Source organism: Bacillus cereus group sp. BfR-BA-01430, from assembly GCF_022663115.1.
Taxonomy (GTDB): Bacteria; Bacillota; Bacilli; order Bacillales; family Bacillaceae_G; genus Bacillus_A; species Bacillus_A cereus_BD.
Window position 1 is genome coordinate 155,934 of the sequence record NZ_JAKUEW010000007.1, and the last position, 24,604, is coordinate 180,537.

Sequence of the window (24,604 nt, forward strand, 5' to 3'; positions counted from 1 at the left end):
TTTATGGGGGAATCGGAATGAATGCCGAAATTATTGCAGTTGGAACAGAATTATTACTGGGGCAAATTACAAATACAAATGCAAAGTTTTTATCTGAAAAATTAGCTTCTATTGGAATAAATGTTTATTATCATACTGTAGTAGGTGATAATACAAGGCGGCTACAAGAGGCTATTCGCACAGCTGAAAAACGTGCAAATATATTGATTTTTACTGGCGGACTCGGACCGACAAAAGATGATTTAACGAAAGAAACAATTGCGTCTATTGTTAAGGAAGACCTTGTTTATGATGAAGCGGCATTAACATCGATTCGTGAATATTTTAATCGAACGGGTCGTGAGTTCACAGAGAATAATAAGAAACAAGCACTCGTTTTAAAGGGTTCAACTGTATTTGCAAATGATCACGGTATGGCGCCGGGTATGGGATTACATAAAAATGAAAAAGTGTATATTTTATTGCCAGGTCCACCGAAAGAAATGCAACCAATGTATAATAGCTATGTAGATCCGTTCTTACGTAATGTAACAACTGGTGAACGTATTTATTCTCGCGTCCTTCGTTTTTTCGGTATTGGTGAATCTCAGTTAGAAGTAAAAGTACAAGATTTAATTGACAACCAAACGAATCCGACAATTGCACCGCTAGCTTCTGATGGAGAGGTAACGTTGCGGTTAACTGCAAAACATCAGAATGTAGAGCAAGCGAAGGTATTACTTCAGCAAGTAGAACATGTAATCTTAGAAAGAGTAGGCGAGTTTTTTTACGGCTATAATCAAGATTTCCTTCACCATAAGGCAATTGAGTTATTGAAGAAAAAAGGTTTCACTCTAGCCTGTGCTGAAAGTTTAACAGGTGGCCTTTTTGGTAATCAAGTAACGGAAAATGCTGGTGTGTCTTCTATTTTTAAAGGTGGCATAATTTGCTATCACAATGATGTAAAACAGCATATTTTGCACGTTCCTGAAGAAACTTTACAAACGGCAGGTGCGGTGAGTGAAGAATGTGCGCGTGATCTTGCTGAAAATGTAAAATTACTTTTAAAATCGGATATTGGCATTAGTTTTACGGGAGTCGCAGGGCCGGCTGCTTCAGAAAATAAAGAACCTGGAACTGTATTTATCGGTTTAGCAATAAAAGATGAACCGACAATAGTTTTTCCGCTTCATTTAAGTGGGAGCCGTCAGCAAATTCGTGAACGTACTGTGAAATATGGATTTTATCATTTATACAAAAAGCTAGAAGAGATGTAAGTTTCTTCTAGCTTTTTTATGGTAAAAATGCGTTTTTATAAACTGGAAATAAAAAAATCGAATAAATGTTCGATTTTTGTTGGCAAATTAAAATAAAAATAGGTATAATAAGATTAGCAATTGAGTTAAGGAGGAATTTGAATGAGTGATCGTCAAGCAGCGTTAGATATGGCGTTAAAACAAATAGAGAAGCAATTCGGTAAAGGTTCCATTATGAAATTGGGAGAGCAAGCTGAACGCAAGGTTTCAACAGTACCAAGCGGTTCGTTAGCGCTTGATGTAGCGCTAGGGGTTGGTGGTTATCCACGCGGTCGTATTATTGAAATTTACGGGCCTGAAAGCTCAGGGAAAACGACAGTTTCATTACACGCGATTGCAGAAGTGCAACGTCAAGGTGGACAAGCGGCATTTATTGATGCGGAGCATGCGATGGATCCTGTATATGCACAGAAATTAGGGGTTAACATCGACGAATTACTATTATCACAGCCTGATACAGGGGAGCAAGGATTAGAAATTGCCGAAGCATTAGTACGAAGCGGTGCAATTGATATTATCGTAATCGACTCTGTAGCTGCCCTTGTACCAAAAGCGGAGATTGAAGGAGAAATGGGTGACTCTCACGTCGGTTTACAAGCACGTTTAATGTCACAAGCACTTCGTAAACTTTCAGGTGCAATTAATAAGTCAAAAACAATTGCAATCTTTATTAACCAAATTCGTGAAAAAGTTGGGGTTATGTTCGGGAACCCAGAGACAACTCCAGGTGGTCGTGCATTGAAATTCTATTCAACAGTACGTCTTGAAGTACGCCGTGCCGAACAATTAAAGCAAGGTAATGAAATTGTTGGTAATAAAACGAAAGTAAAAGTAGTGAAAAATAAAGTAGCACCGCCATTCCGCGTAGCAGAAGTGGACATTATGTACGGAGAAGGTATTTCAAGAGAAGGCGAAATTTTAGATATGGCTTCTGAACTGGATATCGTTCAGAAAAGTGGTGCTTGGTATGCCTATAATGAAGAGCGTTTAGGACAAGGACGCGAAAATGCAAAACAATTCTTAAAAGAAAATCCAGATATAAGAGACGAAATTGCATTCTTTATTCGTGAGCATCATGGAATTGGTGAAGATTCTGCTCCTGAAAATATGGAAGAAAGCACAATTCTTGATTAAAAAGACACGATTTCGTGTCTTTTTTTTATAAATGTATCCGGTATTTTCGAAGTGCCCGCAAAAGCACAACATAATGAGTGGAAGATGGGGAAACGCCACTGAGTAAAATTTTATTTTGTAAGCAGCGCTTTCAGCAGGTGGTGTTTCACTATTTTTTATACATATTAGGTGTATATATAGATTATTTATAAAGATAGTGCTACATTTTCTTTTTGTTTACGGAACATTTGAATGTTAAAGGTAAAGAAAGTAAAAGTAGACAACGCTTGACAACGAAAAATGCGATAGATACAATGAGAATGTATATTTTTTCTTATATACGATACACTCTTCTCAAGAAGAGAAGTAATATTCGGAGTAAGATCTCAATCTTGCCGAAATAATAATATGACATTTTAATTGTGAAATGAAGAAAGTCCCTTAAAAAAGTGGGACGACAGTCTTTGCTGTACGTTGCAATTCGATGTACATGCCGACAGTCTTTTTTCATTCATAGCAAGAGGAGGTGAAATCATGAGTAATACAGTTTGGATACTCATCTCCATTTTGCTTGCAACAGTCGGTGCAGTTGTTGGCTTTTTTGTTCGAAAGTCTATTGCAGAAGCGAAGATTAATGGTGCAGCTAATGAAGCGAAGCGTATTTTAGACGATGCGAATCGCGAAGCAGAGGCACTTAAAAAAGAAGCGCTTTTAGAAGCAAAGGATGAAATTCATACACTTCGTACAGAAGCTGAATTAGAAATTCGTGACCGTAGAAGCGAATTACAAAAACAAGAAAATCGTTTAATGCAAAAAGAAGAGAACCTTGATCGTAAAGACGAAACGCTCGATAAACGTGAGCAGATGTTAGAAAAGAAAGAGGAATCTCTTGTAGCGAGACAACAGCAGATTGAAGAGTTGGAAAGCAAAGTGGGAGAGTTAGTTCAAAAGCAACAAACGGAATTAGAGCGCATTTCCAATCTGACACGCGAACAGGCGAAATCGATCATTTTAGGGAAAGTGGAAAACGAACTTTCTCATGAAATTGCCGCGATGGTAAAAGAGAGTGAAGTTCGTGCGAAAGAAGAAGCTGATAAGAAAGCAAAAGAGATTTTATCTTTAGCAATGCAAAGATGTGCAGCTGATCATGTTGCTGAAACAACCGTTTCGGTTGTAAATCTTCCAAATGACGAAATGAAGGGACGTATTATTGGGCGTGAAGGTCGTAATATTCGTACGTTAGAAACCTTAACAGGTATCGACCTTATTATTGATGATACACCTGAGGCAGTAATTTTATCAGGATTTGACCCAATTCGTCGTGAAACAGCTCGTATCGCTCTTGATAAGCTCGTACAGGATGGACGTATTCACCCAGCTCGTATTGAAGAAATGGTTGAAAAATCAAGACGTGAAGTGGATGAATATATTCGTGAAGTAGGAGAACAAACAACATTTGAAGTTGGTATCCACGGATTACACCCAGATTTAATTAAAATTTTGGGTCGCTTGAAATACCGTACAAGTTATGGACAAAACGTGCTGAAGCACTCTATGGAAGTAGCTTACTTAACAGGACTTATGGCAGCAGAACTGGGCGAGGATGAAAAACTAGCAAGACGTGCTGGTTTACTTCATGATATCGGTAAAGCAATCGATCATGAAGTGGAAGGCAGTCACGTTGAAATTGGTGTTGAACTCGCAACGAAATATAAAGAGCACCCTGTTGTTATAAACAGTATCGCCTCTCACCATGGTGATACAGAGCCAACTTCTATCATTGCAGTTTTAGTTGCAGCAGCCGATGCATTATCAGCTGCAAGACCAGGAGCTCGTAGTGAAACACTTGAAAACTACATTCGTCGACTTGAGAAGCTAGAGGAAATTTCTGAGTCTTATGAAGGCGTAGAGAAATCTTTTGCAATTCAAGCAGGTCGCGAAGTTCGTATTCTGGTAAAACCAGATACAATCGATGATTTAGAATCTCATCGTTTAGCGCGTGATATTCGAAAACGTATTGAAAATGAACTAGATTATCCAGGTCATATTAAAGTAACAGTTATTCGTGAAACACGTGCAGTGGAATATGCAAAATAAAGTGGTGAAACACCACTTTATTTTTTTGGTTTGGAATTGGGTAAGATAAAGTAAAACTTCCAGTAGCAAGAGGGTATCGCTTACAATGTATCGGTAGAACTGCCTATAAAGTGAAACTTTAATCAGTGGGGGTTTTCTTCATCCCCCACTGATTATGAGCCCTCACCAATCGGGCTGTTACGGGCAGCCCTACTCCCACCTATCTTCCTTGCTTCTTTCTGAATCTTGAGATGGGAGTCTTACTGCCCTAAAATAGCGGGATAAAAGCCCGATTGATAGGGGCATATGGAGTAAAACTCCATGTAAAGTGAGCGAAATGGTTCGATTACAAGAGGTAATAAAAAGTAGTACATAGAAAGGGTAGTAGACATGAGAATATTATTTGTAGGAGATGTAGTAGGTTCTCCTGGTAGAGGTATGATTCAACAATATGTACCAGCATTAAAGAAAAAGTATACACCGACAGTAACGATTATTAATGGAGAAAACGCAGCAGGTGGTCGCGGTATTACAGAAAAAATATATCGAAACTTTCTAGAGTGTGGTGCGCAAGCTGTTACGCTTGGAAATCATGCTTGGGATAATCGTGAGATATTTGAATTTATTGATAAAGCCAAGTATTTAGTGAGACCAGCTAACTTTCCAGAAGGAACGCCTGGAAATGGTTTGATTTTTGTCAACTGCAATGGAACAGAAGTAGCGATTATTAATTTACAAGGGCGCACGTTTTTACCGCCAATTGATTGTCCATTCCGAAAAGTAGATGAATTGATTGCAATTGCGAAAAAACGTACCAATATTATCTTTATTGATTTCCATGCTGAAACAACAAGTGAAAAACAAGCGCTTGGTTGGTACGTTGACGGCCGTGCAACAGCCGTAGTAGGAACACATACACATGTTCCAACAGCCGATAACCGTATTTTGCCAAGTGGAACAGCGTATATTACGGATGTTGGTATGACAGGTCCGTATGATGGCATTTTAGGTATGGATCGCGAAGCAGTCTTGAAAAAATTCTTAACGAACTTACCTGTTCGCTTTGAAGTAACAAAAGGGAGAACACAACTAAGCGCGGTATTAATTGATGTCGATCCAAATACAGGGAAGGCCAAAAAGATTGAACGTATATTAATTAATGATGATCAGCCGTTTTTTGAATAATCCTCTTAAAAAAATTAGAAAAAACATTATATTTTAATTTTTTAGAAAAATTATAAGAATTTAGCAGGAATACGCCTCATTCCTCGTGAATATAAGTTAAAGTGAAATAATCGCTAATACTTTTATAAGAAACGAGGAGGAAACGAGGAATGGAAATATTAAAAGTTAAAGCAACTTCGGTCCCTAACTCTGTAGCCGGTGCACTTGCTGGGGTGATTCGCGAACGCGGAACAGCAGAAATCCAAGCTATTGGTGCAGGTGCATTGAATCAAGCCGTAAAGGCAGTAGCAATTGCAAGAGGATTTGTAGCGCCTAGTGGCTTAGATTTAATTTGCATTCCAGCTTTTACAGATATTATGATTGATGGTGAAGAACGTACAGCGATAAAATTAATTGTAGAACCTCGTTAAGTTTGAACAACCTGTTTGCATGTGTGCAAACAGGTTGTTTTTATGAAAAGGGGGGCGCGAATTGAAAATTTTTGACGCGCATTGTGATGTTTTATTTAAATTGTGGAAAGCAAAAGGCGAAAAGGATTTTCAAAATGACCCGAAGTTACATATTACTTTTGAACAGTTACAACAGAGAAAAGGGAGCATACAATGTTTTGCAATATATGTACCGGAAACTGTACTATATGAAGAACGTTTTCAAGTCGCCTTAACGATGGTAGATTTATTTTATAATGAAATTTTATCCATGCCAGGTATAAAGTTTATACAAACAAAAGGGGATATCGACCGGCTGTTAAAACATGAAATTGGAGCTATATTAACATTAGAAGGATGTGAAGTGATCGGGAATGACATGATGAAATTACGTTTATTTCATCACTTAGGAGTGCGTTCTGCCAGTTTGACATGGAACTATGCCAATTTATTAGCTGATGGAGCGTTAGAAACAAGAAGAGCCGGATTAACTTCGTTTGGGAAAAGAGTTGTACAAGAGCTTAATACATTCCGGTTGTGGACAGATGTTTCTCATTTAAATGAAGAGGGATTTTGGGATGTGATGGAAATCGCTGAGTATCCGATTGCATCACATTCGAATTGCTATAAATTTTGTCAGCACCCACGCAATTTAAAAGATGAACAAATACGTGCGCTCATTCAAAAGAACGCTGTTATTGGTATCAATTTTGTTCCGGAATTTTTAGTGAATCATCGGCCTGCATATATAGACGATATACTGCGTCATATCGAACATATATGTTCGATCGGGGGAGAGAAAAATATCGGGTTCGGTTCAGACTTTGATGGAATTACAAACATGGTCGTAGGAATAGAAGCATATCGAAGTTATGAACACGTAATAAATGAACTTTGTAAACGATATAGTGAAACAGATGTAGAAAGATTTTTATATGAGAATTTTGTTGAGCGTATTTCATTTTAAAGGATAAAAAACACTTTTGTTCTGAAAAGTCTGAATATTTATGTAAACTGAAAACAAATGATTGATTTTTTTGTATAGTAGGGCTAGAATGGTAGACGAATTAAGATTATGCGAAAGATTCAGGGAAATCAGAAGAGGTATAATTTGTGTACATTGTAGTTTATTTGTATAAAAAGTGCTAAACTAATACTGTAAAAAAATACACTACAATGAATGCAGCCAAAAGGGGTGTAGGAGATGATTAGTCAACTTTCATGGAAAGTTGGAGGACAACAAGGTGAAGGAATTGAAAGTACAGGAGAAATCTTCTGTATTGCATTAAACCGATTAGGATATTATCTATACGGTTACCGCCACTTCTCATCACGAATTAAAGGCGGTCATACAAATAATAAAATTCGCGTAAGTACAACGGAAGTACGCGCGATATCAGATGACTTAGATATTTTAATTGCATTTGACCAGGAGACAATTGATTTTAATTTCCATGAGCTACGTCCAGGTGGAATTGTTGTTGCAGATGCGAAGTTTAATCCAACTATCCCTGAAAATGCAGATGTAAATCTATATGTGATACCGTTTACAGATATTGCTTCAGAATTAGGTACATCATTGATGAAAAACATGGTTGCTGTCGGAGCATCTAGTGCGATATTGGGATTAGATGAAACAGTTTATTTAGAGGTTGTTGATGAAATCTTCGGCCGCAAAGGAGAGCAAGTTGTTCAAAAGAACATGGAGGCAATTAAGCGCGGCTCTCAATATATGAAAGAATTACTTGGTGAAAAAGTAAACATGATGCAGCTTGAAAAAGCTGATGGAAAAAAACGTATGTTTATGATTGGAAATGATGCAATCGCGTTTGGAGCATTAGCTGGTGGTGCCCGCTTTATGTCTGCCTATCCAATTACACCTGCTTCTGAAATTATGGAATACTTAATTAAAAAGCTTCCAAAAGTAGGAGGAACGGTTATTCAAACTGAGGATGAAATCGCTGCTTGTACGATGGCGATTGGTGCCAACTATGCTGGTGTACGTACGCTAACTGCATCTGCGGGTCCAGGTCTATCTCTTATGATGGAAGCAATTGGTTTAGCAGGTATTACAGAAACACCTCTTGTTATTGTAGATACACAGCGCGGTGGTCCAAGTACAGGATTACCAACAAAACAAGAACAATCAGATTTAATGGCAATGATTTACGGAACACATGGTGAAATTCCGAAAATTGTAATGGCACCAAGTACGGTAGAAGAAGCGTTTTATGATATTGTAGAGGCATTTAACCTAGCTGAGGAATATCAAGTTCCAGTTATTTTCTTAACAGATTTACAACTTTCTTTAGGAAAACAAACGGTGGAACCACTGCAATTAGAGAAAGTAGAAATTCGCCGCGGTAAGCTTGATTTACAAGCTGAATTACCAGAGCGTGAAAATAAAGCGTATTTCAAGCGCTACGAAGTAACAGAAGATGGTATTTCGCCACGTGTTCTACCAGGTATGAAAAATGGTGTTCACCATGTAACAGGTGTAGAACATGATGAAACTGGTAAGCCATCTGAATCAGCTTTAAATCGTAAGGAACAAATGGACAAACGTCTTCGTAAAATGAAGAACTTGAAGTTCAAGACCCCTGTTTATAAAAATGTTAAGCACGATGATGCAGATGTGTTATTAGTTGGTTTTAACTCAACTCGTGGTGCAATTGAAGAAGCGATGGAGCGTTTAGAACAAGAGGGCTTAAAAGTAAACCATGCTCACGTTCGTTTAATTCATCCGTTCCCAACAGATGAAATGCTTCCATTAGTGAAACATGCAAAACGTGTTGTAGTGGTAGAAAACAATGCAACTGCTCAGCTTGCTAACATTATGAAAATGAACCTTGGCAATGGTGAGAAGATTTCTAGTCTATTAAAGTATGATGGAAATCCATTCTTACCAAAAGAAATTTACAACGAATGCAAAAAAGGGGTTGTATTAAATGGCAACATTTAAGGATTTTCGTAACAGTGTCAAACCAAACTGGTGTCCAGGTTGCGGAGACTTCTCGGTGCAAGCTGCGATTCAACGTGCAGCAGCAAACGTTGGCTTAAATCCAGATGAATTAGCCGTAATCTCTGGTATTGGCTGTTCTGGCCGTATTTCCGGTTATATTAATTCTTATGGTGTCCACAGTATTCATGGGCGTGCGCTTCCAATTGCGCAAGGAGTGAAAATGGCAAACCGTGATTTAACTGTTATCGCATCTGGTGGTGATGGTGATGGTTTTGCGATTGGAATGGGGCATACAATCCATTCTATTCGTCGTAATATTGACATTACGTATATTGTCATGGATAACCAAATTTATGGATTAACAAAAGGGCAAACTTCACCACGCAGTGAGGCCGGCTTTAAAACGAAAAGTACACCACAAGGTTCAATCGAGCCGGCATTATCTGTTATGGAAATGGCATTAACAGCTGGTGCAACTTTTGTGGCACAAAGCTTTTCCAGTGATTTAAAAGAATTAACACAGCTCATTGAAGCTGGTATTAAGCATAAAGGTTTTTCTTTAATTAATGTATTTAGTCCATGTGTAACGTATAATAAAGTAAATACGTATGATTGGTTTAAAGAAAATTTAACAAAACTAAGTACTGTAGAAGGATATGATCCATCAAATCGCATGATAGCAATGCAAACATTGATGGAAAACAAAGGTTTAGTAACGGGACTTATTTATCAAAATACAGAACAACCTTCTTATCAAGATCTTGTACAAGGATATGGTGAACAGCCGTTAGTGCAAGCTGATTTGCAAATGGATCAAAAAATGTTCGATGAGCTTGTTGCTGAATTTATGTGATAAAAAAGAAGCTGCCGATTGGTAGCTTCTTTTGCTTCATTTTAAAAGAGGTTTACTTAGAAAATTCTGAATGATAAAATAATTATCAAATCGTTGTATAAAAAAATCACGTTCGCTCATGATATAATCTGCTTTAGGAGTGCAGCCTCTTTGTTGTTAAATTTGGCTAAACACTTTATACTATGGTAGTGTGTGTAGAAATAAAGCAATCTGCTTTTTAGGACAAGGTGAAAACAACAAAAATGGAAGTCTATTGATAGGAACAAAGATTCCAACGTTATAGGTTAGTGATATAGATAGTTCAAGTTTCAAAGGGGGAGCTATTTACTATATATCCTAGTCTTTAAGATGAATCTAGAATAGACTACAAAGTGTGTAGAGTTTTAAGGTTGAAAGGAGATTACCCATGAACGAGCAACAACGATTAGCAAGTCAACAAGCAAATGCTTCTACGAAAAAGGAAGAAAAAGATTATAGTAAGTACTTTGAACATGTTTATCAGCCACCTTCATTAAAAGATGCGAAAAAACGTGGAAAAGTACAAGTGAAAATCGAGCGTGATTTTGGTCTTCCAGAAGAGTTTCGTAATTTTGGGAAAGGAAGAAAGTTTTATATCCGTACGTATGGATGTCAAATGAACGAGCATGATACAGAAGTCATGGCTGGTATTTTTACAACGCTTGGATATGAACCAACATTCACAACAGAAGATGCAGATGTCATTTTATTAAATACTTGTGCGATTCGTGAGAACGCTGAAAATAAGGTGTTTGGAGAACTAGGTCACTTAAAACCATTGAAACAAAAGAATCCAGATCTGTTAATTGGTGTATGTGGTTGTATGTCCCAAGAGGAATCTGTTGTAAACAAAATTATGCAAAAGAATCAACATGTAGATATGGTATTTGGTACACATAATATTCATCGATTACCGTATATTTTGAAAGATGCAATGTTCTCTAAAGCGACAGTTGTTGAAGTTTGGTCTAAAGAAGGAGATGTAATCGAAAATCTTCCAAAAGTACGTCGCGGTGATATTAAAGCTTGGGTCAACATTATGTATGGATGTGACAAATTCTGTACATATTGTATCGTACCGTATACACGCGGGAAAGAGCGAAGCCGTCGCCCAGAGGATATTATTAAAGAAGTTCGCCATTTAGCAGCAAATGGCTATAAAGAAATTACATTGCTTGGTCAAAACGTAAATGCATACGGAAAAGACTTTGATGATTTAGAATATGGTCTTGGTGATTTAATGGATGAACTTCGTAAGATTGATATTGCACGCATTCGTTTTACAACAAGCCATCCACGTGACTTTGACGATCACTTAATCGAAGTGCTTGGAAAAGGTGGTAACTTAGTAGAGCATATTCACTTACCAGTACAATCTGGTAGCACAGATATGTTGAAGATTATGGCGCGTAAATATACACGTGAGCAGTACTTAGAACTTGTACGTAAAATTAAAAAGACAATTCCTAATGTAGTATTAACAACGGATATTATCGTTGGCTTCCCAAATGAAACAGACGAACAATTTGAAGAAACATTATCTTTATATCGTGAAGTAGAATTTGATAGTGCGTTCACATTTATTTACTCTCCACGTGAAGGTACGCCAGCTGCAAAAATGAAAGACAATGTACCAATGGAAGTGAAAAAAGAACGTCTACAGCGTTTAAATGAACTCGTAAATGAATTTTCTGCGAAGAAAAATAAGAAATATGAAGGACAAATTGTTGAAGTATTAGTTGATGGAGAAAGTAAAAATAATCCAGACGTACTTGCAGGCTACACGCGTACGAATAAACTTGTAAACTTCGTTGCACCAAAATCTGTAATCGGTCAGCTTGTAAAAGTAAAAATTACTGAAACGAAAACTTGGTCTCTAAACGGGGAATTAGTTGAGGAGCCGATTGAGGTGAAATAATGAAAGTCTATACAAAAGATGAAATTGTTGAGCAGGCGAAAGAGTTAGCAAAAATGATTTCTGAAACAGAAGAAGTAGATTTCTTCAAGCGCGCAGAAGCGCAAATTCATAAAAATGAAAATGTAAAACGCACAATTGATGAAATAAAAGCATTGCAAAAACAAGCTGTAAACTTGCAACATTATGGAAAATGGGAAGCTTTGAAAAAAGTAGAAGCAGAGATTGATGCTCTTCAAGATCGGCTAGATGGTATCCCTGTTGTACAGGAATTCAAATCTTCACAAACATATGTAAATGATTTACTACAGCTTGTAGCGAGCACAATTTCTAATAAAGTAACAGATGAAATTTTAATTTCAACGGGCGGTGATGTACTGAAAGGTGAAACCGGTGCAGAAATAGAAAGTAAAAAAGGAAATTGCGGTTGTTAAAAGAGATGTCCGAGTGGCATCTCTTTTTATTTGCAGAAAGTTGGAGGGAATGAAGGTAGTGAAAAGGTAACGAATAAGACTAGCACAAGTTATAGTAGCAGATTCAAAAAAAGAATGACACATTCCGCGATTGTCCCGCATATGATTAAATGAATAGCGATTGAGGAGGGTTCCGAATGTCCGAATTCAGAGAGATCATTACAAAGGCGGTAGTTGGAAAAGGACGTAAGTATACAAAATCGACTCATACATGTGAATCGAATCATGAACCGACAAGTATTCTCGGATGTTGGGTAATAAATCACACATATGAAGCGAGAAAAAATGGGAAAATCGTAGAAATTGAAGGGTATTATGATGTGAATACATGGTACTCATTTGCTGAAAATACGAAAACAGAAGTGGTAACAGAACGAATCAATTACACAGATGAAGTAAATGTTGGGTATCGAGATAAAAACTTTTCTGGGGAAGATTCCGAAATTATTGCTCGTGTCATTCAACATCCAAATTGTTTAGAAGCAATCATTTCGCCAAATGGTAACAAAATTGTTGTAACGGTAGAACGTGAATTTGTTACAGAAGTAGTCGGGGAGACTAAAGTTTGTGTGAGTATAAATCCAAATGGATGTCAAGAAGATGATAGTGAATTTGAGGTTAGTGATGATGAATTTGAAGAATTAGATCCAAATTTTATTGTTGACGCAGAGGAAGAATAATGGAAAGCTAGGGAGAATGTTCTTCCTAGCTTTTTACGTATGAAAGCTATAGGGACATGATTCCTCATTAAAATATGCTATAATGAAGAAAGACTCCTAAAAGAGGAGATAACATTGTCCGTGAAGTGCGGCATATAGAGATATAGCACATTTTTAATAAAGTATGGAGGAAACAAATGGCGCAGTATACCCCAATGATACAGCAATATTTAAAGGTCAAGGCAGACTATAAAGATGCCTTTTTATTTTTTAGATTAGGTGATTTTTATGAAATGTTCTTTGAAGATGCGGTTAAAGCAGCTCATGAACTAGAAATTACTTTGACAAGTCGTGATGGCGGCAGCAGTGAGCGGATTCCAATGTGTGGTGTCCCGTACCATGCAGCGCAAAATTATATTGAGCAGCTCATTGAAAAAGGATACAAAGTTGCAATTTGCGAGCAGGTAGAAGATCCAAAAACAGCAAAAGGTGTCGTTCGACGTGAAGTTGTCCAATTAATTACGCCAGGGACGATGATGGAAGGGCGTACAATTGACGAAAAAGAAAATAACTTTTTAGCGGCATTGACGCATTTTGAGGATGGCTCATATGCATTAGCTTGTAATGATTTAACAACTGGACAAAATACAGTAACTTTATTAACAGGTTCTGTAGAAGATGTTTTATTAGAAGTGTATGCAACGGGTTCAAAAGAAATTGTTGTAGATTCAACATTTTCAAAAGATGAATTAAATAAGTTGACCGACACGTTAAAGATGACAGTTTCATATGAAGAGGAAACGAAAATTCCAGAAGGATTAGAACCTCTTGTTAAAAAAGTAACGCAAGCAAAGTTAGTAACAGCAGTCGGACGGTTATTCAACTATGTACTTCGAACACAAAAACGATCATTAGATCATTTGCAGCCGGTAGAGATTTATTATACAAATCAGTTTATGAAAATTGATGTGCATTCCAAACGTAATTTAGAGTTAACAGAAACATTGCGAACGAAAGAGAAGACAGGTTCTTTACTATGGCTGTTGGATAAAACAAAAACAGCTATGGGTGGTCGTATGTTGAAACAGTGGATGGAGCGTCCGCTTATTCAAAAAGAAAAAATTGAAGAGCGTTTAGAAATGGTTGAAACATTTGTAAATGACTATTTCTTACGTGAAGATTTAAAAGAAAAATTAAAAGAAGTATATGACTTAGAGCGTTTAGCAGGTAAAGTTGCCTACGGTAGTGTAAACGCACGGGATTTACTCCAATTAAAACGTTCATTACAACAAGTACCAGCTATTTTAGAAGCGATTAGCTTATTGGACAACTCTTATGCTGCAAAGCTAATTGAAGGGGCAGATCCTTGCGAAGCCCTAACAGAGCTACTAGGTAGAAGTATTCAAGAAAATCCACCTTTGTCTGTGAAAGATGGAGATATCATTAAGGATGGCTATAACGAGAAGCTTGATGAATACCGTTATATAAGTAAAAACGGTAAGACGTGGATTGCAGAGCTTGAAAAACGCGAACGTGAAATAACAGGAATCAAATCGTTGAAAATTGGTTACAACCGTATTTTTGGCTATTATATTGAAGTCACAAAAGCAAATCTTTCTTTCCTTCCAGAAGGACGTTATGAGCGAAAGCAAACATTAGCGAATGCAGAACGTTTTATTACAGATGAATTAAAAGAAAAAGAAACATTAATTTTAGAAGCGGAAGAAAAAATTGTTCAGTTAGAATATGATCTATTTACTGCGCTTCGCGAAGAAGTGAAAGTATTTATTCCAAAATTACAGCATCTAGCAAAAGTAATTAGTGAATTAGATGTATTACAAAGCTTTGCGACAGTGAGCGAAGAAGAACAATTTGTAAAACCTGTATTAACAAATAAACGTGAAATCTTTATAAAAGATGGGCGTCATCCTGTTGTTGAAAAAGTATTAAATGGCAAGCTGTATGTTCCAAATGATTGTATGATGCCAGAAGATATGGATGTCTTTTTAATTACAGGTCCAAACATGTCAGGGAAAAGTACGTATATGCGTCAATTGGCTCTTGTTACGATTATGGCGCAAATCGGTTGTTTTGTACCGGCAACAGAAGCTGTATTACCAGTCTTTGATCAAATCTTTACAAGAATTGGTGCAGCGGACGATTTAATTTCCGGTCAAAGTACATTTATGGTTGAAATGTTAGAAGCAAAAAATGCGATTGCAAATGCATCGGAAAGAAGTTTAATTTTATTTGATGAAATTGGTCGCGGTACTTCCACATATGATGGTATGGCGCTTGCACAAGCAATCATCGAACATATTCATGACCAAATTGGTGCAAAAACATTATTCTCTACGCACTATCATGAATTAACAGTGTTAGAAGAAAGTTTGCCTCATTTAAAAAATGTACATGTTTCCGCTATTGAAGAAGACGGAAAAGTTGTCTTCTTGCATAAAATTCAAGAAGGTGCAGCGGATAAAAGTTACGGGATTCATGTTGCACAACTTGCAGAACTTCCAGATAGTTTAATCGCTCGCGCGAAAGAAGTGTTAGCTCAGCTAGAAGGACAAGAAGAAATTACAATTCCAAAACGCGCGGAAATAAAAGAACAGCCGGAACGTATGCAACAACCAGTTATAAAAGAAGAAGTAGAAATGCAACAAGAGAGCGAAGAAATCGTAGAAGAATCGCAGCTTTCATTCTTTGCAGCTGAAGAACGAAAGGAAAAACAAGAGAAACCTGTACTTGATTCTAAGGAAACCGCTGTGTTAGCACAAATTAAAAAAATTGATTTACTTGATATGACACCTTTAGAAGCATTAAATGAACTGTATCGTTTACAGAAGAAATTAAAGAAAGGATGAGTAAGTAGATGGGGAAAATTCGCAAACTCGATGAACAACTCTCTAACTTAATTGCCGCTGGGGAAGTAGTAGAACGTCCTGCTTCTGTCGTGAAAGAACTTGTGGAAAATTCCATCGATGCGAATAGTACATCTATTGAAATCCACTTGGAAGAAGCTGGGTTATCAAAAATTCGCATTATTGATAATGGAGACGGTATTGCTGAAGAAGATTGCATTGTCGCATTTGAACGCCATGCGACAAGTAAAATAAAAGATGAAAATGATTTGTTTCGCATAAGAACGCTCGGTTTCCGAGGAGAGGCATTACCGAGTATTGCATCTGTCAGTGAATTAGAGTTAGTTACAAGTACAGGAGACGCACCTGGTACACATCTTATTATTAAAGGTGGAGAGATTATAAAACAGGAGAAAACGGCGAGCCGTAAAGGAACGGATATTACGGTTCAAAACTTGTTTTTTAACACACCAGCACGCCTTAAATATATGAAAACCATTCATACAGAGCTCGGAAATATTACAGATATTGTGTACCGCATTGCCATGTCTCATCCAGAAGTGTCGTTGAAATTATTCCATAATGCGAAAAAATTACTTCACACATCTGGGAATGGTGATGTAAGACAAGTACTAGCAGCGATTTACAGTATTCAAGTTGCGAAAAAGTTGATTCCAATTGAAGCGGAGTCATTAGATTTTACCATTCGCGGATATGTAACTTTGCCAGAGGTAACGAGAGCTTCTCGCAATTACATGTCAACAATTGTAAATGGTCGTTACGTGCGAAACTATGTATTAATGAAGGCGATCCAGCAAGGATATCATACATTGCTTCCAGTCGGTCGCTATCCGATTGGTTTCTTGTCCATTGAGATGGATCCAATGTTAGTGGATGTTAACGTTCATCCGGCAAAATTGGAAGTGCGTTTCAGTAAAGAACAAGAACTTCTGCAATTAATTGAACAAACATTGCAAGATGCCTTTAAAAAAGTTCAGCTCATTCCAGATGCCGGCGTAACAACGAAGAAAAAAACAAAAGATGAGAGTGTTCAAGAACAATTTCATTTTGAACATACAAAACAAAAAGAACCATCTATGCCTAATATCGTCTTACCGACTGGAATGGATGAAAAGCAAGAAGAGGAAAGCGCAGAAAAACAAACAGTAGCGCCGCAATTATGGCAACAGCCAAAACAAGAATGGCAACCGCCACAATCCCTTGTAAGAGAAGAAGAAAATTGGCAACTAACTTCGAAACCGCTTATCGAAGAAAAGACGGCTCATAACGAACAAGAATGGGACCATCATGAAGAAGAATTTGAATTAGAAGAATTGGCCGACGTGCAGAATATCGAAGAAATTGAAATGAACGGGAATGATTTACCGCCTCTTTATCCAATTGGACAGATGCATGGAACGTATATCTTTGCTCAAAATGATAAAGGGTTATATATGATTGACCAACATGCGGCACAAGAACGAATTAACTATGAATATTTCCGTGATAAAGTAGGACGAGTAACGCAAGAAGTTCAAGAATTACTTGTCCCATATCGTATTGATTTATCATTAAACGAATTTTTACGCGTTGAAGAACAACTAGAAGAATTGAAAAAGGTAGGATTATTCCTAGAGCAATTCGGCCATCAATCTTTTATCGTTCGCTCGCATCCAATATGGTTTCCAAAAGGGCAAGAAACGGAAATCATTGATGAAATGATGCAACAAGTTGTGAAATTGAAAAAAGTAGACATTAAAAAATTGCGTGAAGAAGCAGCCATTATGATGAGCTGTAAAGCGTCTATTAAAGCAAATCAATATTTAACGAACGATCAAATCTTCGCACTTCTAGAAGAACTACGCACAACAAGCAACCCTTACACATGCCCGCACGGTAGACCGATTATTGTGCATCATTCGACCTATGAACTGGAGAAAATGTTTAAGCGGGTGATGTAGGTGGGTTGTACAGGAGTTAAAATTGCTTTTGCTGTGATAAAAAATCAATATCATATCATAAAATATTAAATTATAGAAACTTAATGTTAATTTATAAAAAATAAGGTGTTTGTTTTTTGTTTGATGACATCTTAATTTTTAGCATGGAACGAAAATAGAAGGGAATGTCAATACGTATTCTTTTCCAAAACAGCTTGTTTGAGGAAGATAATCTAAAAATAACGAAACCCCAAGGAAAAAATGTATTTTCTCCTTGGGGTTTCGTTATTAAAAGGAGCTGCGGGGACAACGCCTAATGAACTTACATTTGTTCAGTTCTTTTTCCTACTTTCCATGCAAGGAATAAAATTGCCCCTGTTACGAAAACAGCTGTAAAAACACCCATTAGTGTTCATCACCTTCATTAAACTTACATTTATAAGTAGGACAGACTATGATTGTGTTCTGTCCTACTAATCTTAGTATGTTTTTGATTTTATGATTGCTAAGACGAATGTCATAATAGAAATTATGATGCATGAGAGCGATAAATAGAAAGAAATGGGGTTACCTTTAAGGTTAAATTCATCTATCATTGCTCCCTCAATAATAGTTAAAAGTCCACTGAAGTATAGAGCGATAATAGAAAAAATGATGCAAGAAATCTTTGTGCTTTTTTCGAAGTTTTTTTTGAAAAGTAAAAATAAGAATAAACAAACTAGTAAAACTACAATTGAGGCTAGTACTGGTTGGAAATATACAAAGGTTAAATTTTTCAAATTCATCCCCCACATTTACATATATAATTAACCACTTTCAATACTGCTCTTTATTTTAGATAACTAACATAAATACAAGGTTTAAAGGTTCCGAATTTCTAATGACACTTTCTAGTTTCTTGATATACGGATTCCTAACTAAAAAATAATTGTATTTTTCAGATAAATAACTTATTATAAAATAAGTATTTTAGAAAAAGAAGATAAGGGATTAAATTTCTGATTATTTAAATTATTGAGTTGTTTGTTGAAAAAGAGAGAAGATGACGCTTGTTTTATTTTTTGTTATACCATATTTTGCTTATAAATGATAGGTGAGGAGGAAAGAAAGTGGCAAATACAGAACTGAAAAGAGGATTGGAAGCGCGTCATATTCAGATGATTGCTTTAGGAGGTACGATTGGCGTTGGTCTATTTATGGGATCAGCCAGCACGATTCAATGGACGGGCCCATCAGTCATGCTTGCTTATGGAATTGCCGGAATTTTTATATTTTTTATTATGCGTGCGATGGGAGAAATGTTATATGTAGAGCCTGGAACAGGTTCGTTTGCGACATTTGGTCATAAGTATATCCATCCATTAGCTGGTTATATGACAGCATGGAGTAACTGGTTTCAATGGGTTATTGTCGGAATGTCAGAAATTATAGCTGTTGGAGCATATATGCAGTATTGGTTTCCCAATCTTCCAGCGTGGATACCAGGTGTGGTCGCAATGGTCATTCTTGGATCTGCAAACTTAATTTCAGTGAAATCATTTGGTGAATTTGAATTTTGGTTTGCGATGATTAAAATTGTAACGATTGTATTAATGATTGTTGCAGGATTTGGGCTTATTTTCTTTGGGCTTGGTAACGGTGGGAGTGCCATTGGATTATCGAATCTTTGGGAACACGGTGGCTTCTTTACAGGTGGCCTGTCAGGATTTTTCTTTGCTTTATCGCTTGTTGTTGGTGCCTATCAAGGTGTTGAATTAATAGGGATTACTGCTGGAGAAGCAAAAAATCCACAGAAAACATTAACAAAAGCAATTCAAAGTACCATTTGGCGCATTTTAATCTTTTATATTGGTGCTATTTTCGTTATTGTAACGGTTTATCCTTGGGACCAATTAAATACAATTGGAAGCCCATTTGTTGCAACATTTGCCAAAGTTGGAATTACAGCAGCTGCGGGACTGATTAACTTTGTTGTTATTACAGCTGCAATGTCTGGTTGTAATAGTGGCATTTACAGTGCAGGCCGAATGCTTTATACGTTAGGAAGGAACGGACAAGCACCAAAATATTTTACAAAGATTTCTCGTAATGGTGTTCCTTTATTCGGTACAATAGGCGTGTTAATTGGATTAGCAATTGGCGTTCTATTAAGTTACATTGCACCGAAAAACTTATTTGTATATGTCTATAGTGCAAGTGTACTTCCTGGTATGATTCCATGGTTTGTTATTTTAATAAGTCAAATTCGGTTTAGAAAAGTAAAAGGGCATGAAATAGAGAATCATCCATTTAAAATGCCATTTGCACCTGTATCAAATTATGTCACAATTGCCTTTTTAATTATGGTATTAATTGGAATGTGGTTTAATGACGATACAAGAGTCTCACTCATTGTAGGAGTAATTTTCTTAGCGATTGTTGTCATTAGTTTTTACGCTTTTGGAATAGGAAAACGGATTGCAATAGAAGAGGAAGATGGAATGATGAATCAATAATATGGTTTGCGTCTAATAATGTTTAGATTGAGAAAAAGAGAGTGAAACATCATGTTTGATTTTCGCTTTATAGCATTTGGTAACGGTGCAAATGTGGTATCTATGATTTTACGTGCGAAAGAAGGCATTTGTATCGGGAATCATAAAATATTGCGATCAATTGCAACTGAGTCTCTACATGCTGATGAACAGTACATTGTGAATAAAATGATCGTGTTATCGAAAAAGTATGAGAATTTACAGATAAAATAATAAAGAGAGCAATATGTTTACAGCGATTTTTTAAGCATGGCGTATCACTGCCATGCTTTTTAAGCGTATTAAATGTATGTTGCTATTTGCAGGCGATACTATGTTTGTTTCCCCCTTTCATGTCATTCCTATAGAAAATGATCTTAAAATAGAATATACAATGGACATAAGTTTATTCACGCAGCCATTGATAACATTTCCAAATGAGAAAAAAGAACAGCATATATCCAAAAAGAGAATACGAATGATGCCAGTTTTCATTATGAGTAAACAATCCCAAATGTTCAGCTATTCGTTCAGAGAGACTGGCACAAATACCAATAAACATAATGAAGAGACTTCTTGAAAGAGTTGATAGATTGGTGGATATATATAGGAAGATGACAGTAAAGGTTGGTAAGAGAAAACATGTAAAAGCGATATTCATTGTAAAGAGGGTGGGGAAAGGTCTTATCGGAAAATGATACATTTGTTTTTGCACGAAGAAAAAATCTAAATACGTTCCAATGAAACAAGAGAGGATGACTGTAGCGATAAGCGCTAGATGATTATGCTTCTGATTCTTCCTCTTCTCTAAGAAAAATATTTTTCTTTGCCATAATAGCCAATTCAATTTTTTTAAGTGTTTTACAATAGTCATCCATAATTTCCCCATTGTTAGGTTCTCCTTTATCTATTAAGTAGTTCACAATTCTCCAATCTGTAAACCAATCGCCTTTTTCAGCTTCTGTATGTGTAACGTTTTGCCAAGCATATAGTAATTCCGGACTATATACACGATGTGCCCCTTTCCGTAATTGACATTTTTTTATGCGACGTCGATAAAGTTTCCGATAAAAAGACTCATTTACATTAGAAAATAAATGTGGCCAGTAATCTTTTCGAGATCCTGTATGTGGATGATTGTGTGCCCAAGTTATAATTTTGGCTAAGCGTTGTTTATTATGAAATAGCAATGTATATAGCCGTTTACCGAGCATAATTCTCTCATGTAAAGAGGTAAAATGTTTCATCGTGTCACCAAGAAGCAATGTCTTTTTGTGAGTAGCATCTTCATAGTATGGGAAAAGAATATGATTAAAACGGAAGAAATCAAAAAGCTTAAATGCAACGCTATTTAAGACAATCTTTTTAAAATGAGCATTTTGTATGACTCGTCTTTCTAAGTAACTTTGTTCATTAATAATGGTTGCTATGGCTAATGTATAGCGGTTACCTGTTTTCCAAAAATGGTTCCACATTGTTTCCATAAACGTTGAAACATTTAAATAAGGCAGGAGATAAAAGAGAGCTTTCGACCGTTTCAAGCTTTGTTCGTACAATAAAAATTGTGGATATACATCTTGGAAGATGAACCAGTTTCCTCGCTCTAAGAAAGAGAAGAAGACAAATTGATCCTTTTCCGATAATAGCCTTGTATATAAATCCCCCTTTAAATCTGTCATATTCCAGCCGCCATTGCGCGAGACCATATGTCCAAGTAAAGCCCATTGTATTTCAGGGTACTTTACATAAAATTGGTAATAAGCCCGTGTTCTCGTTACATTGTTTTTATTTAAATGTTTTGTTTGCTCTTGAATATAATGAATCATCCATTTTTCCTCTTGGGTTAACTTTGATACAGGAGGTAAAGGTGCTTTTATTTGGCTTTTTTTCTGCAATTCATTTTTGATTGCGATAAGGGAGAGTGGAATTGTTTTGGAAGGTCGATTCCAGTCGAAATTATATTTGTTCTGATTCATTCTAATCCCCCGTTCATATCCAGGTATTATTATGCTATTACATATAGAAAGAATAAATGAGAAGTGTTTTTCAAAGGGAGTGAATCGTTCACACTCTTTTGTACGATCTTTTCATCATAAGAATGAAGGATTTCATCTATGTAGTAGCATATTTGTATAGGGATGGATAGAAGCGTTATAAAATTTGCATGAAGGGGAAGAGATAATGAAGAATTGGGTTCAATTTAGAATTGCATGTCCAACTGATAAGTTTGAAGAGGTAATTACATTTTATCAACTATTGTTAGAATGTTAAATTAATAATTAATTATGCGGTATATGAATAATTGTTACTTATTTTTTGGGGAGAAAAAACTTTTAAATTTGACAAAATTCCAAACGATGGATTTATATACAAATATAAAAAATAGTGTAGAAACCTGTCATATAATAGACGTTTACATTGGAGCGGATTCTGTATAGTCTTTGTGGTGTAAGGGCGTCTATCCCTTATATAAAAATGATAAGGAGGTTATAAAAATGAAAAAAATGAAAAAATTTGCTGGGGTGGCTTTAGCAGGAATAATTGGGTTAAGTGGATTACTTTTTTTAGAACCGAATGTGAGTGCTGCAAAAATACCGGAGCTTGAGGATGAAAACTTTAACGCAATTACAGTCTCTTTGAAGCAAAATGAGAAGTATATACTGAGTGGGAGAAGTATTGATATTCTTTCAGGTGATGTTGAAGCAGTTATGTTAAATAAATATACCATCCAATTTGAAAAGCCTGGCCAATACATTGTTCGAGTGAATGGCTGTATTTATAATGATGTTTATACTTTTCTAGTTGAAGAGTAGAAGGACATATGATGGAATGGTTTGCATGAATCAGCAGTAGCGAAGAATCCACTTTTATTTTAGAAAGTGGATTCTTCTACTTTTTAAAATAAAAGTTGCATATGTGTGGAAAAATGAGATAAATACAGTCAAAAAAGTTAAAAAATTTAGTTTTAAGGATTATAATAGAAGGAGATGGAGAAAAAAGGGAGTGATGATAGATGAGACAAGAATTAATAGAAAGATTTACACGATATGTAAAAATTGATACACAATCGAATGAAGAAAGTCATACAGTACCATCCACACCAGGGCAAATTGAGTTTGGAAAACAATTAGTTGAAGAACTAAAACAAATTGGTTTGACTGAAGTAACGATGGATGAAAATGGATATGTCATGGCAACACTTCCTGCAAATACAGATAAAGCTGTTCCTGTAATTGGATTTTTAGCCCATTTAGATACAGCAACTGATTTTACAGGGAAGAATGTAAAGCCGCAAATTCATGAAAATTTTGATGGGAAAGCTATTACATTAAACGAAGAATTAAATGTCGTGTTAACACCAGAGCAGTTTCCAGAGTTGCCGTCTTATAAAGGACATACCCTTATTACAACTGATGGAACGACACTTCTTGGTGCGGATGATAAAGCTGGTTTAACAGAAATTATAACTGCAATGAATTATTTGATACATAATCCACAAATTAAGCACGGAAAGATTAGAGTGGCATTTACACCGGATGAAGAGATTGGGCGCGGACCTTCTCATTTTGATGTGAAAGCGTTTGGAGCATCTTTTGCTTATACAATGGATGGAGGCCCACTTGGAGGATTAGAATATGAGAGTTTCAATGCTGCAAGTGCTAAGCTCACCTTTAAAGGGAATAATACGCATCCAGGTACAGCAAAAAATAAAATGTTAAACGCTAGTAAGGTAGCGATGGAATTCCACAGTCAGTTACCGGCCGAAGAAGCACCTGAGTATACAGAGGGGTATGAGGGATTTTATCATCTTCTTTCTTTAAATGGAGATGTAGAGCAAAGTAAAGCATATTACATCATTCGCGATTTTGATCGTGTTAATTTTGAAGCTCGAAAAAATAAAATCAAGCAAATTGCAGAGAAAATGCAAGAAAAATATGGCGAAGAAAATATTATTCTTGAGATGAAAGATCAATATTATAATATGCTTGAGAAGATCGAACCAGTAAAAGAGATTGTGGATATTGCTTATGATGCGATGAAAAATTTAAATATCGAGCCAAATATTCAGCCGATTCGCGGGGGAACAGACGGTTCTCAATTATCATATATGGGATTACCGACTCCAAATATTTTTACAGGGGGAGAAAATTACCACGGGAAATTTGAGTACGTTTCTGTAGATAATATGGAAAAAGCTACTCATGTCATTATAGAAATAGCACGATTGTTTGAAGAACGAGCGTAAGAAAGGAATCCAGGTAGTAAAATAAAATTTGCTATCTGGATTTTTTACCATATACAGAGGGGAT

General features: G+C 36.3%; 19 protein-coding genes and 1 pseudogene. 18 read left to right on the top strand and 2 right to left on the bottom strand.

The window, feature by feature from the left end; translation table 11 throughout:
• Positions 1-17: 17 nt before the first annotated feature.
• The 15 genes from MR058_RS14065 (at position 18) to MR058_RS14135 (ending at position 20,528) form a co-directional block, all read left to right on the top strand.
• Positions 18-1,256, top strand: a complete 1,239-nt coding sequence (locus tag MR058_RS14065; protein ID WP_242144579.1) for a competence/damage-inducible protein A — start codon at positions 18-20, stop codon at positions 1,254-1,256.
• 141 nt (positions 1,257-1,397) lie between these two features.
• Positions 1,398-2,429 carry a recombinase RecA gene (recA, locus tag MR058_RS14070; protein ID WP_242144580.1) on the top strand — a complete coding sequence of 344 codons (1,032 nt, stop codon included), beginning with the start codon at positions 1,398-1,400 and terminating at the stop codon, positions 2,427-2,429.
• Between the two features lie 513 nt (positions 2,430-2,942).
• Positions 2,943-4,505 (top strand): ribonuclease Y, encoded by a 1,563-nt coding sequence (rny, locus tag MR058_RS14075; protein WP_242144581.1) that lies wholly within the window; start codon positions 2,943-2,945, stop codon positions 4,503-4,505.
• 369 nt (positions 4,506-4,874) lie between these two features.
• The gene (locus MR058_RS14080) at positions 4,875-5,669 is read left to right on the top strand and encodes a TIGR00282 family metallophosphoesterase (protein WP_012094869.1); all 795 of its coding nucleotides are present in this window, start codon (positions 4,875-4,877) and stop codon (positions 5,667-5,669) included.
• A 149-nt stretch (positions 5,670-5,818) separates the two neighbouring features.
• The gene (gene spoVS / locus MR058_RS14085) at positions 5,819-6,079 is read left to right on the top strand and encodes a stage V sporulation protein SpoVS (RefSeq protein WP_000404341.1); all 261 of its coding nucleotides are present in this window, start codon (positions 5,819-5,821) and stop codon (positions 6,077-6,079) included.
• 61 nt (positions 6,080-6,140) lie between these two features.
• Positions 6,141-7,064: a dipeptidase gene (locus MR058_RS14090; protein ID WP_242144582.1), complete on the top strand. Its 924-nt coding sequence runs from the start codon at positions 6,141-6,143 to the stop codon at positions 7,062-7,064.
• Positions 7,065-7,301: 237 nt separating this feature from the next.
• A complete protein-coding gene (locus MR058_RS14095; protein WP_242144583.1) occupies positions 7,302-9,059 on the top strand; it encodes a 2-oxoacid:acceptor oxidoreductase subunit alpha in 1,758 nt (585 codons plus the stop codon).
• A complete protein-coding gene (locus MR058_RS14100; RefSeq protein ID WP_242144584.1) occupies positions 9,046-9,912 on the top strand; it encodes a 2-oxoacid:ferredoxin oxidoreductase subunit beta in 867 nt (288 codons plus the stop codon). Before MR058_RS14095 ends, MR058_RS14100 begins: the two co-directional genes overlap by 14 nt.
• A gap of 406 nt (positions 9,913-10,318) precedes the next feature.
• The gene (gene miaB, locus MR058_RS14105) at positions 10,319-11,848 is read left to right on the top strand and encodes a tRNA (N6-isopentenyl adenosine(37)-C2)-methylthiotransferase MiaB (RefSeq protein WP_242144585.1); all 1,530 of its coding nucleotides are present in this window, start codon (positions 10,319-10,321) and stop codon (positions 11,846-11,848) included.
• The gene (locus tag MR058_RS14110; RefSeq protein WP_242144586.1) at positions 11,848-12,279 is read left to right on the top strand and encodes a YlbF/YmcA family competence regulator; all 432 of its coding nucleotides are present in this window, start codon (positions 11,848-11,850) and stop codon (positions 12,277-12,279) included. The genes miaB and MR058_RS14110 overlap by 1 nt, the downstream gene beginning before the upstream one ends.
• A gap of 176 nt (positions 12,280-12,455) precedes the next feature.
• Positions 12,456-12,998 (top strand): outer spore coat protein CotE, encoded by a 543-nt coding sequence (cotE, locus tag MR058_RS14115; RefSeq protein ID WP_242144587.1) that lies wholly within the window; start codon positions 12,456-12,458, stop codon positions 12,996-12,998.
• A gap of 176 nt (positions 12,999-13,174) precedes the next feature.
• Positions 13,175-15,844, top strand: a complete 2,670-nt coding sequence (gene mutS, locus MR058_RS14120; protein ID WP_242144588.1) for a DNA mismatch repair protein MutS — start codon at positions 13,175-13,177, stop codon at positions 15,842-15,844.
• Positions 15,845-15,852: 8 nt separating this feature from the next.
• A complete protein-coding gene (mutL, locus tag MR058_RS14125) occupies positions 15,853-17,802 on the top strand; it encodes a DNA mismatch repair endonuclease MutL (protein ID WP_242144589.1) in 1,950 nt (649 codons plus the stop codon).
• Between the two features lie 1,088 nt (positions 17,803-18,890).
• Positions 18,891-20,276 carry an amino acid permease gene (locus MR058_RS14130; protein WP_242144590.1) on the top strand — a complete coding sequence of 462 codons (1,386 nt, stop codon included), beginning with the start codon at positions 18,891-18,893 and terminating at the stop codon, positions 20,274-20,276.
• A 51-nt stretch (positions 20,277-20,327) separates the two neighbouring features.
• A complete protein-coding gene (locus MR058_RS14135; protein ID WP_242144591.1) occupies positions 20,328-20,528 on the top strand; it encodes a hypothetical protein in 201 nt (66 codons plus the stop codon).
• A gap of 172 nt (positions 20,529-20,700) precedes the next feature.
• On the opposite strand, the gene MR058_RS14140 is transcribed toward MR058_RS14135, so the two are convergent.
• Both MR058_RS14140 and MR058_RS14145 read right to left on the bottom strand, forming a co-directional pair.
• Complete coding sequence (locus MR058_RS14140) at positions 20,701-21,183, bottom strand: CBO0543 family protein (protein ID WP_242144592.1); 483 nt, start codon at positions 21,181-21,183, stop codon at positions 20,701-20,703.
• The gene (locus tag MR058_RS14145; RefSeq protein ID WP_242144593.1) at positions 21,077-22,270 is read right to left on the bottom strand and encodes a DUF2515 domain-containing protein; all 1,194 of its coding nucleotides are present in this window, start codon (positions 22,268-22,270) and stop codon (positions 21,077-21,079) included. The genes MR058_RS14140 and MR058_RS14145 overlap by 107 nt, the downstream gene beginning before the upstream one ends.
• 205 nt (positions 22,271-22,475) lie before the next feature.
• On the opposite strand from MR058_RS14145, the pseudogene MR058_RS14150 reads away from it, so the two are divergent.
• The 3 genes and pseudogenes from MR058_RS14150 to pepT form a co-directional block, all read left to right on the top strand.
• A pseudogene (locus tag MR058_RS14150) lies at positions 22,476-22,547 on the top strand (VOC family protein); the annotation flags it as partial.
• Between the two features lie 242 nt (positions 22,548-22,789).
• Positions 22,790-23,107: a hypothetical protein gene (locus tag MR058_RS14155; protein WP_242144594.1), complete on the top strand. Its 318-nt coding sequence runs from the start codon at positions 22,790-22,792 to the stop codon at positions 23,105-23,107.
• A 200-nt stretch (positions 23,108-23,307) separates the two neighbouring features.
• A complete protein-coding gene (gene pepT, locus MR058_RS14160; protein WP_242144595.1) occupies positions 23,308-24,540 on the top strand; it encodes a peptidase T in 1,233 nt (410 codons plus the stop codon).
• The last annotated feature ends 64 nt before the right edge of the window (positions 24,541-24,604 follow it).

What these genes read in the sequence shown, in the direction of transcription:
- MR058_RS14065 (WP_242144579.1), top strand. Translation starts at nt 18, where the DNA reads ATGAATGCCGAAATTATTGCAGTTGGAACAGAATTATTACTGGGGCAA.
- recA (WP_242144580.1), top strand. Translation starts at nt 1,398, where the DNA reads ATGAGTGATCGTCAAGCAGCGTTAGATATGGCGTTAAAACAAATAGAG.
- rny (WP_242144581.1), top strand. Translation starts at nt 2,943, where the DNA reads ATGAGTAATACAGTTTGGATACTCATCTCCATTTTGCTTGCAACAGTC.
- MR058_RS14080 (WP_012094869.1), top strand. Translation starts at nt 4,875, where the DNA reads ATGAGAATATTATTTGTAGGAGATGTAGTAGGTTCTCCTGGTAGAGGT.
- spoVS (WP_000404341.1), top strand. Translation starts at nt 5,819, where the DNA reads ATGGAAATATTAAAAGTTAAAGCAACTTCGGTCCCTAACTCTGTAGCC.
- MR058_RS14095 (WP_242144583.1), top strand. Translation starts at nt 7,302, where the DNA reads ATGATTAGTCAACTTTCATGGAAAGTTGGAGGACAACAAGGTGAAGGA.
- MR058_RS14100 (WP_242144584.1), top strand. Translation starts at nt 9,046, where the DNA reads ATGGCAACATTTAAGGATTTTCGTAACAGTGTCAAACCAAACTGGTGT.
- miaB (WP_242144585.1), top strand. Translation starts at nt 10,319, where the DNA reads ATGAACGAGCAACAACGATTAGCAAGTCAACAAGCAAATGCTTCTACG.
- MR058_RS14110 (WP_242144586.1), top strand. Translation starts at nt 11,848, where the DNA reads ATGAAAGTCTATACAAAAGATGAAATTGTTGAGCAGGCGAAAGAGTTA.
- cotE (WP_242144587.1), top strand. Translation starts at nt 12,456, where the DNA reads ATGTCCGAATTCAGAGAGATCATTACAAAGGCGGTAGTTGGAAAAGGA.
- mutS (WP_242144588.1), top strand. Translation starts at nt 13,175, where the DNA reads ATGGCGCAGTATACCCCAATGATACAGCAATATTTAAAGGTCAAGGCA.
- mutL (WP_242144589.1), top strand. Translation starts at nt 15,853, where the DNA reads ATGGGGAAAATTCGCAAACTCGATGAACAACTCTCTAACTTAATTGCC.
- MR058_RS14135 (WP_242144591.1), top strand. Translation starts at nt 20,328, where the DNA reads ATGTTTGATTTTCGCTTTATAGCATTTGGTAACGGTGCAAATGTGGTA.
- MR058_RS14140 (WP_242144592.1), bottom strand. Translation starts at nt 21,183, where the DNA reads ATGGGGAAATTATGGATGACTATTGTAAAACACTTAAAAAAATTGAAT.
- MR058_RS14145 (WP_242144593.1), bottom strand. Translation starts at nt 22,270, where the DNA reads ATGAATCAGAACAAATATAATTTCGACTGGAATCGACCTTCCAAAACA.
- MR058_RS14155 (WP_242144594.1), top strand. Translation starts at nt 22,790, where the DNA reads ATGAAAAAAATGAAAAAATTTGCTGGGGTGGCTTTAGCAGGAATAATT.
- pepT (WP_242144595.1), top strand. Translation starts at nt 23,308, where the DNA reads ATGAGACAAGAATTAATAGAAAGATTTACACGATATGTAAAAATTGAT.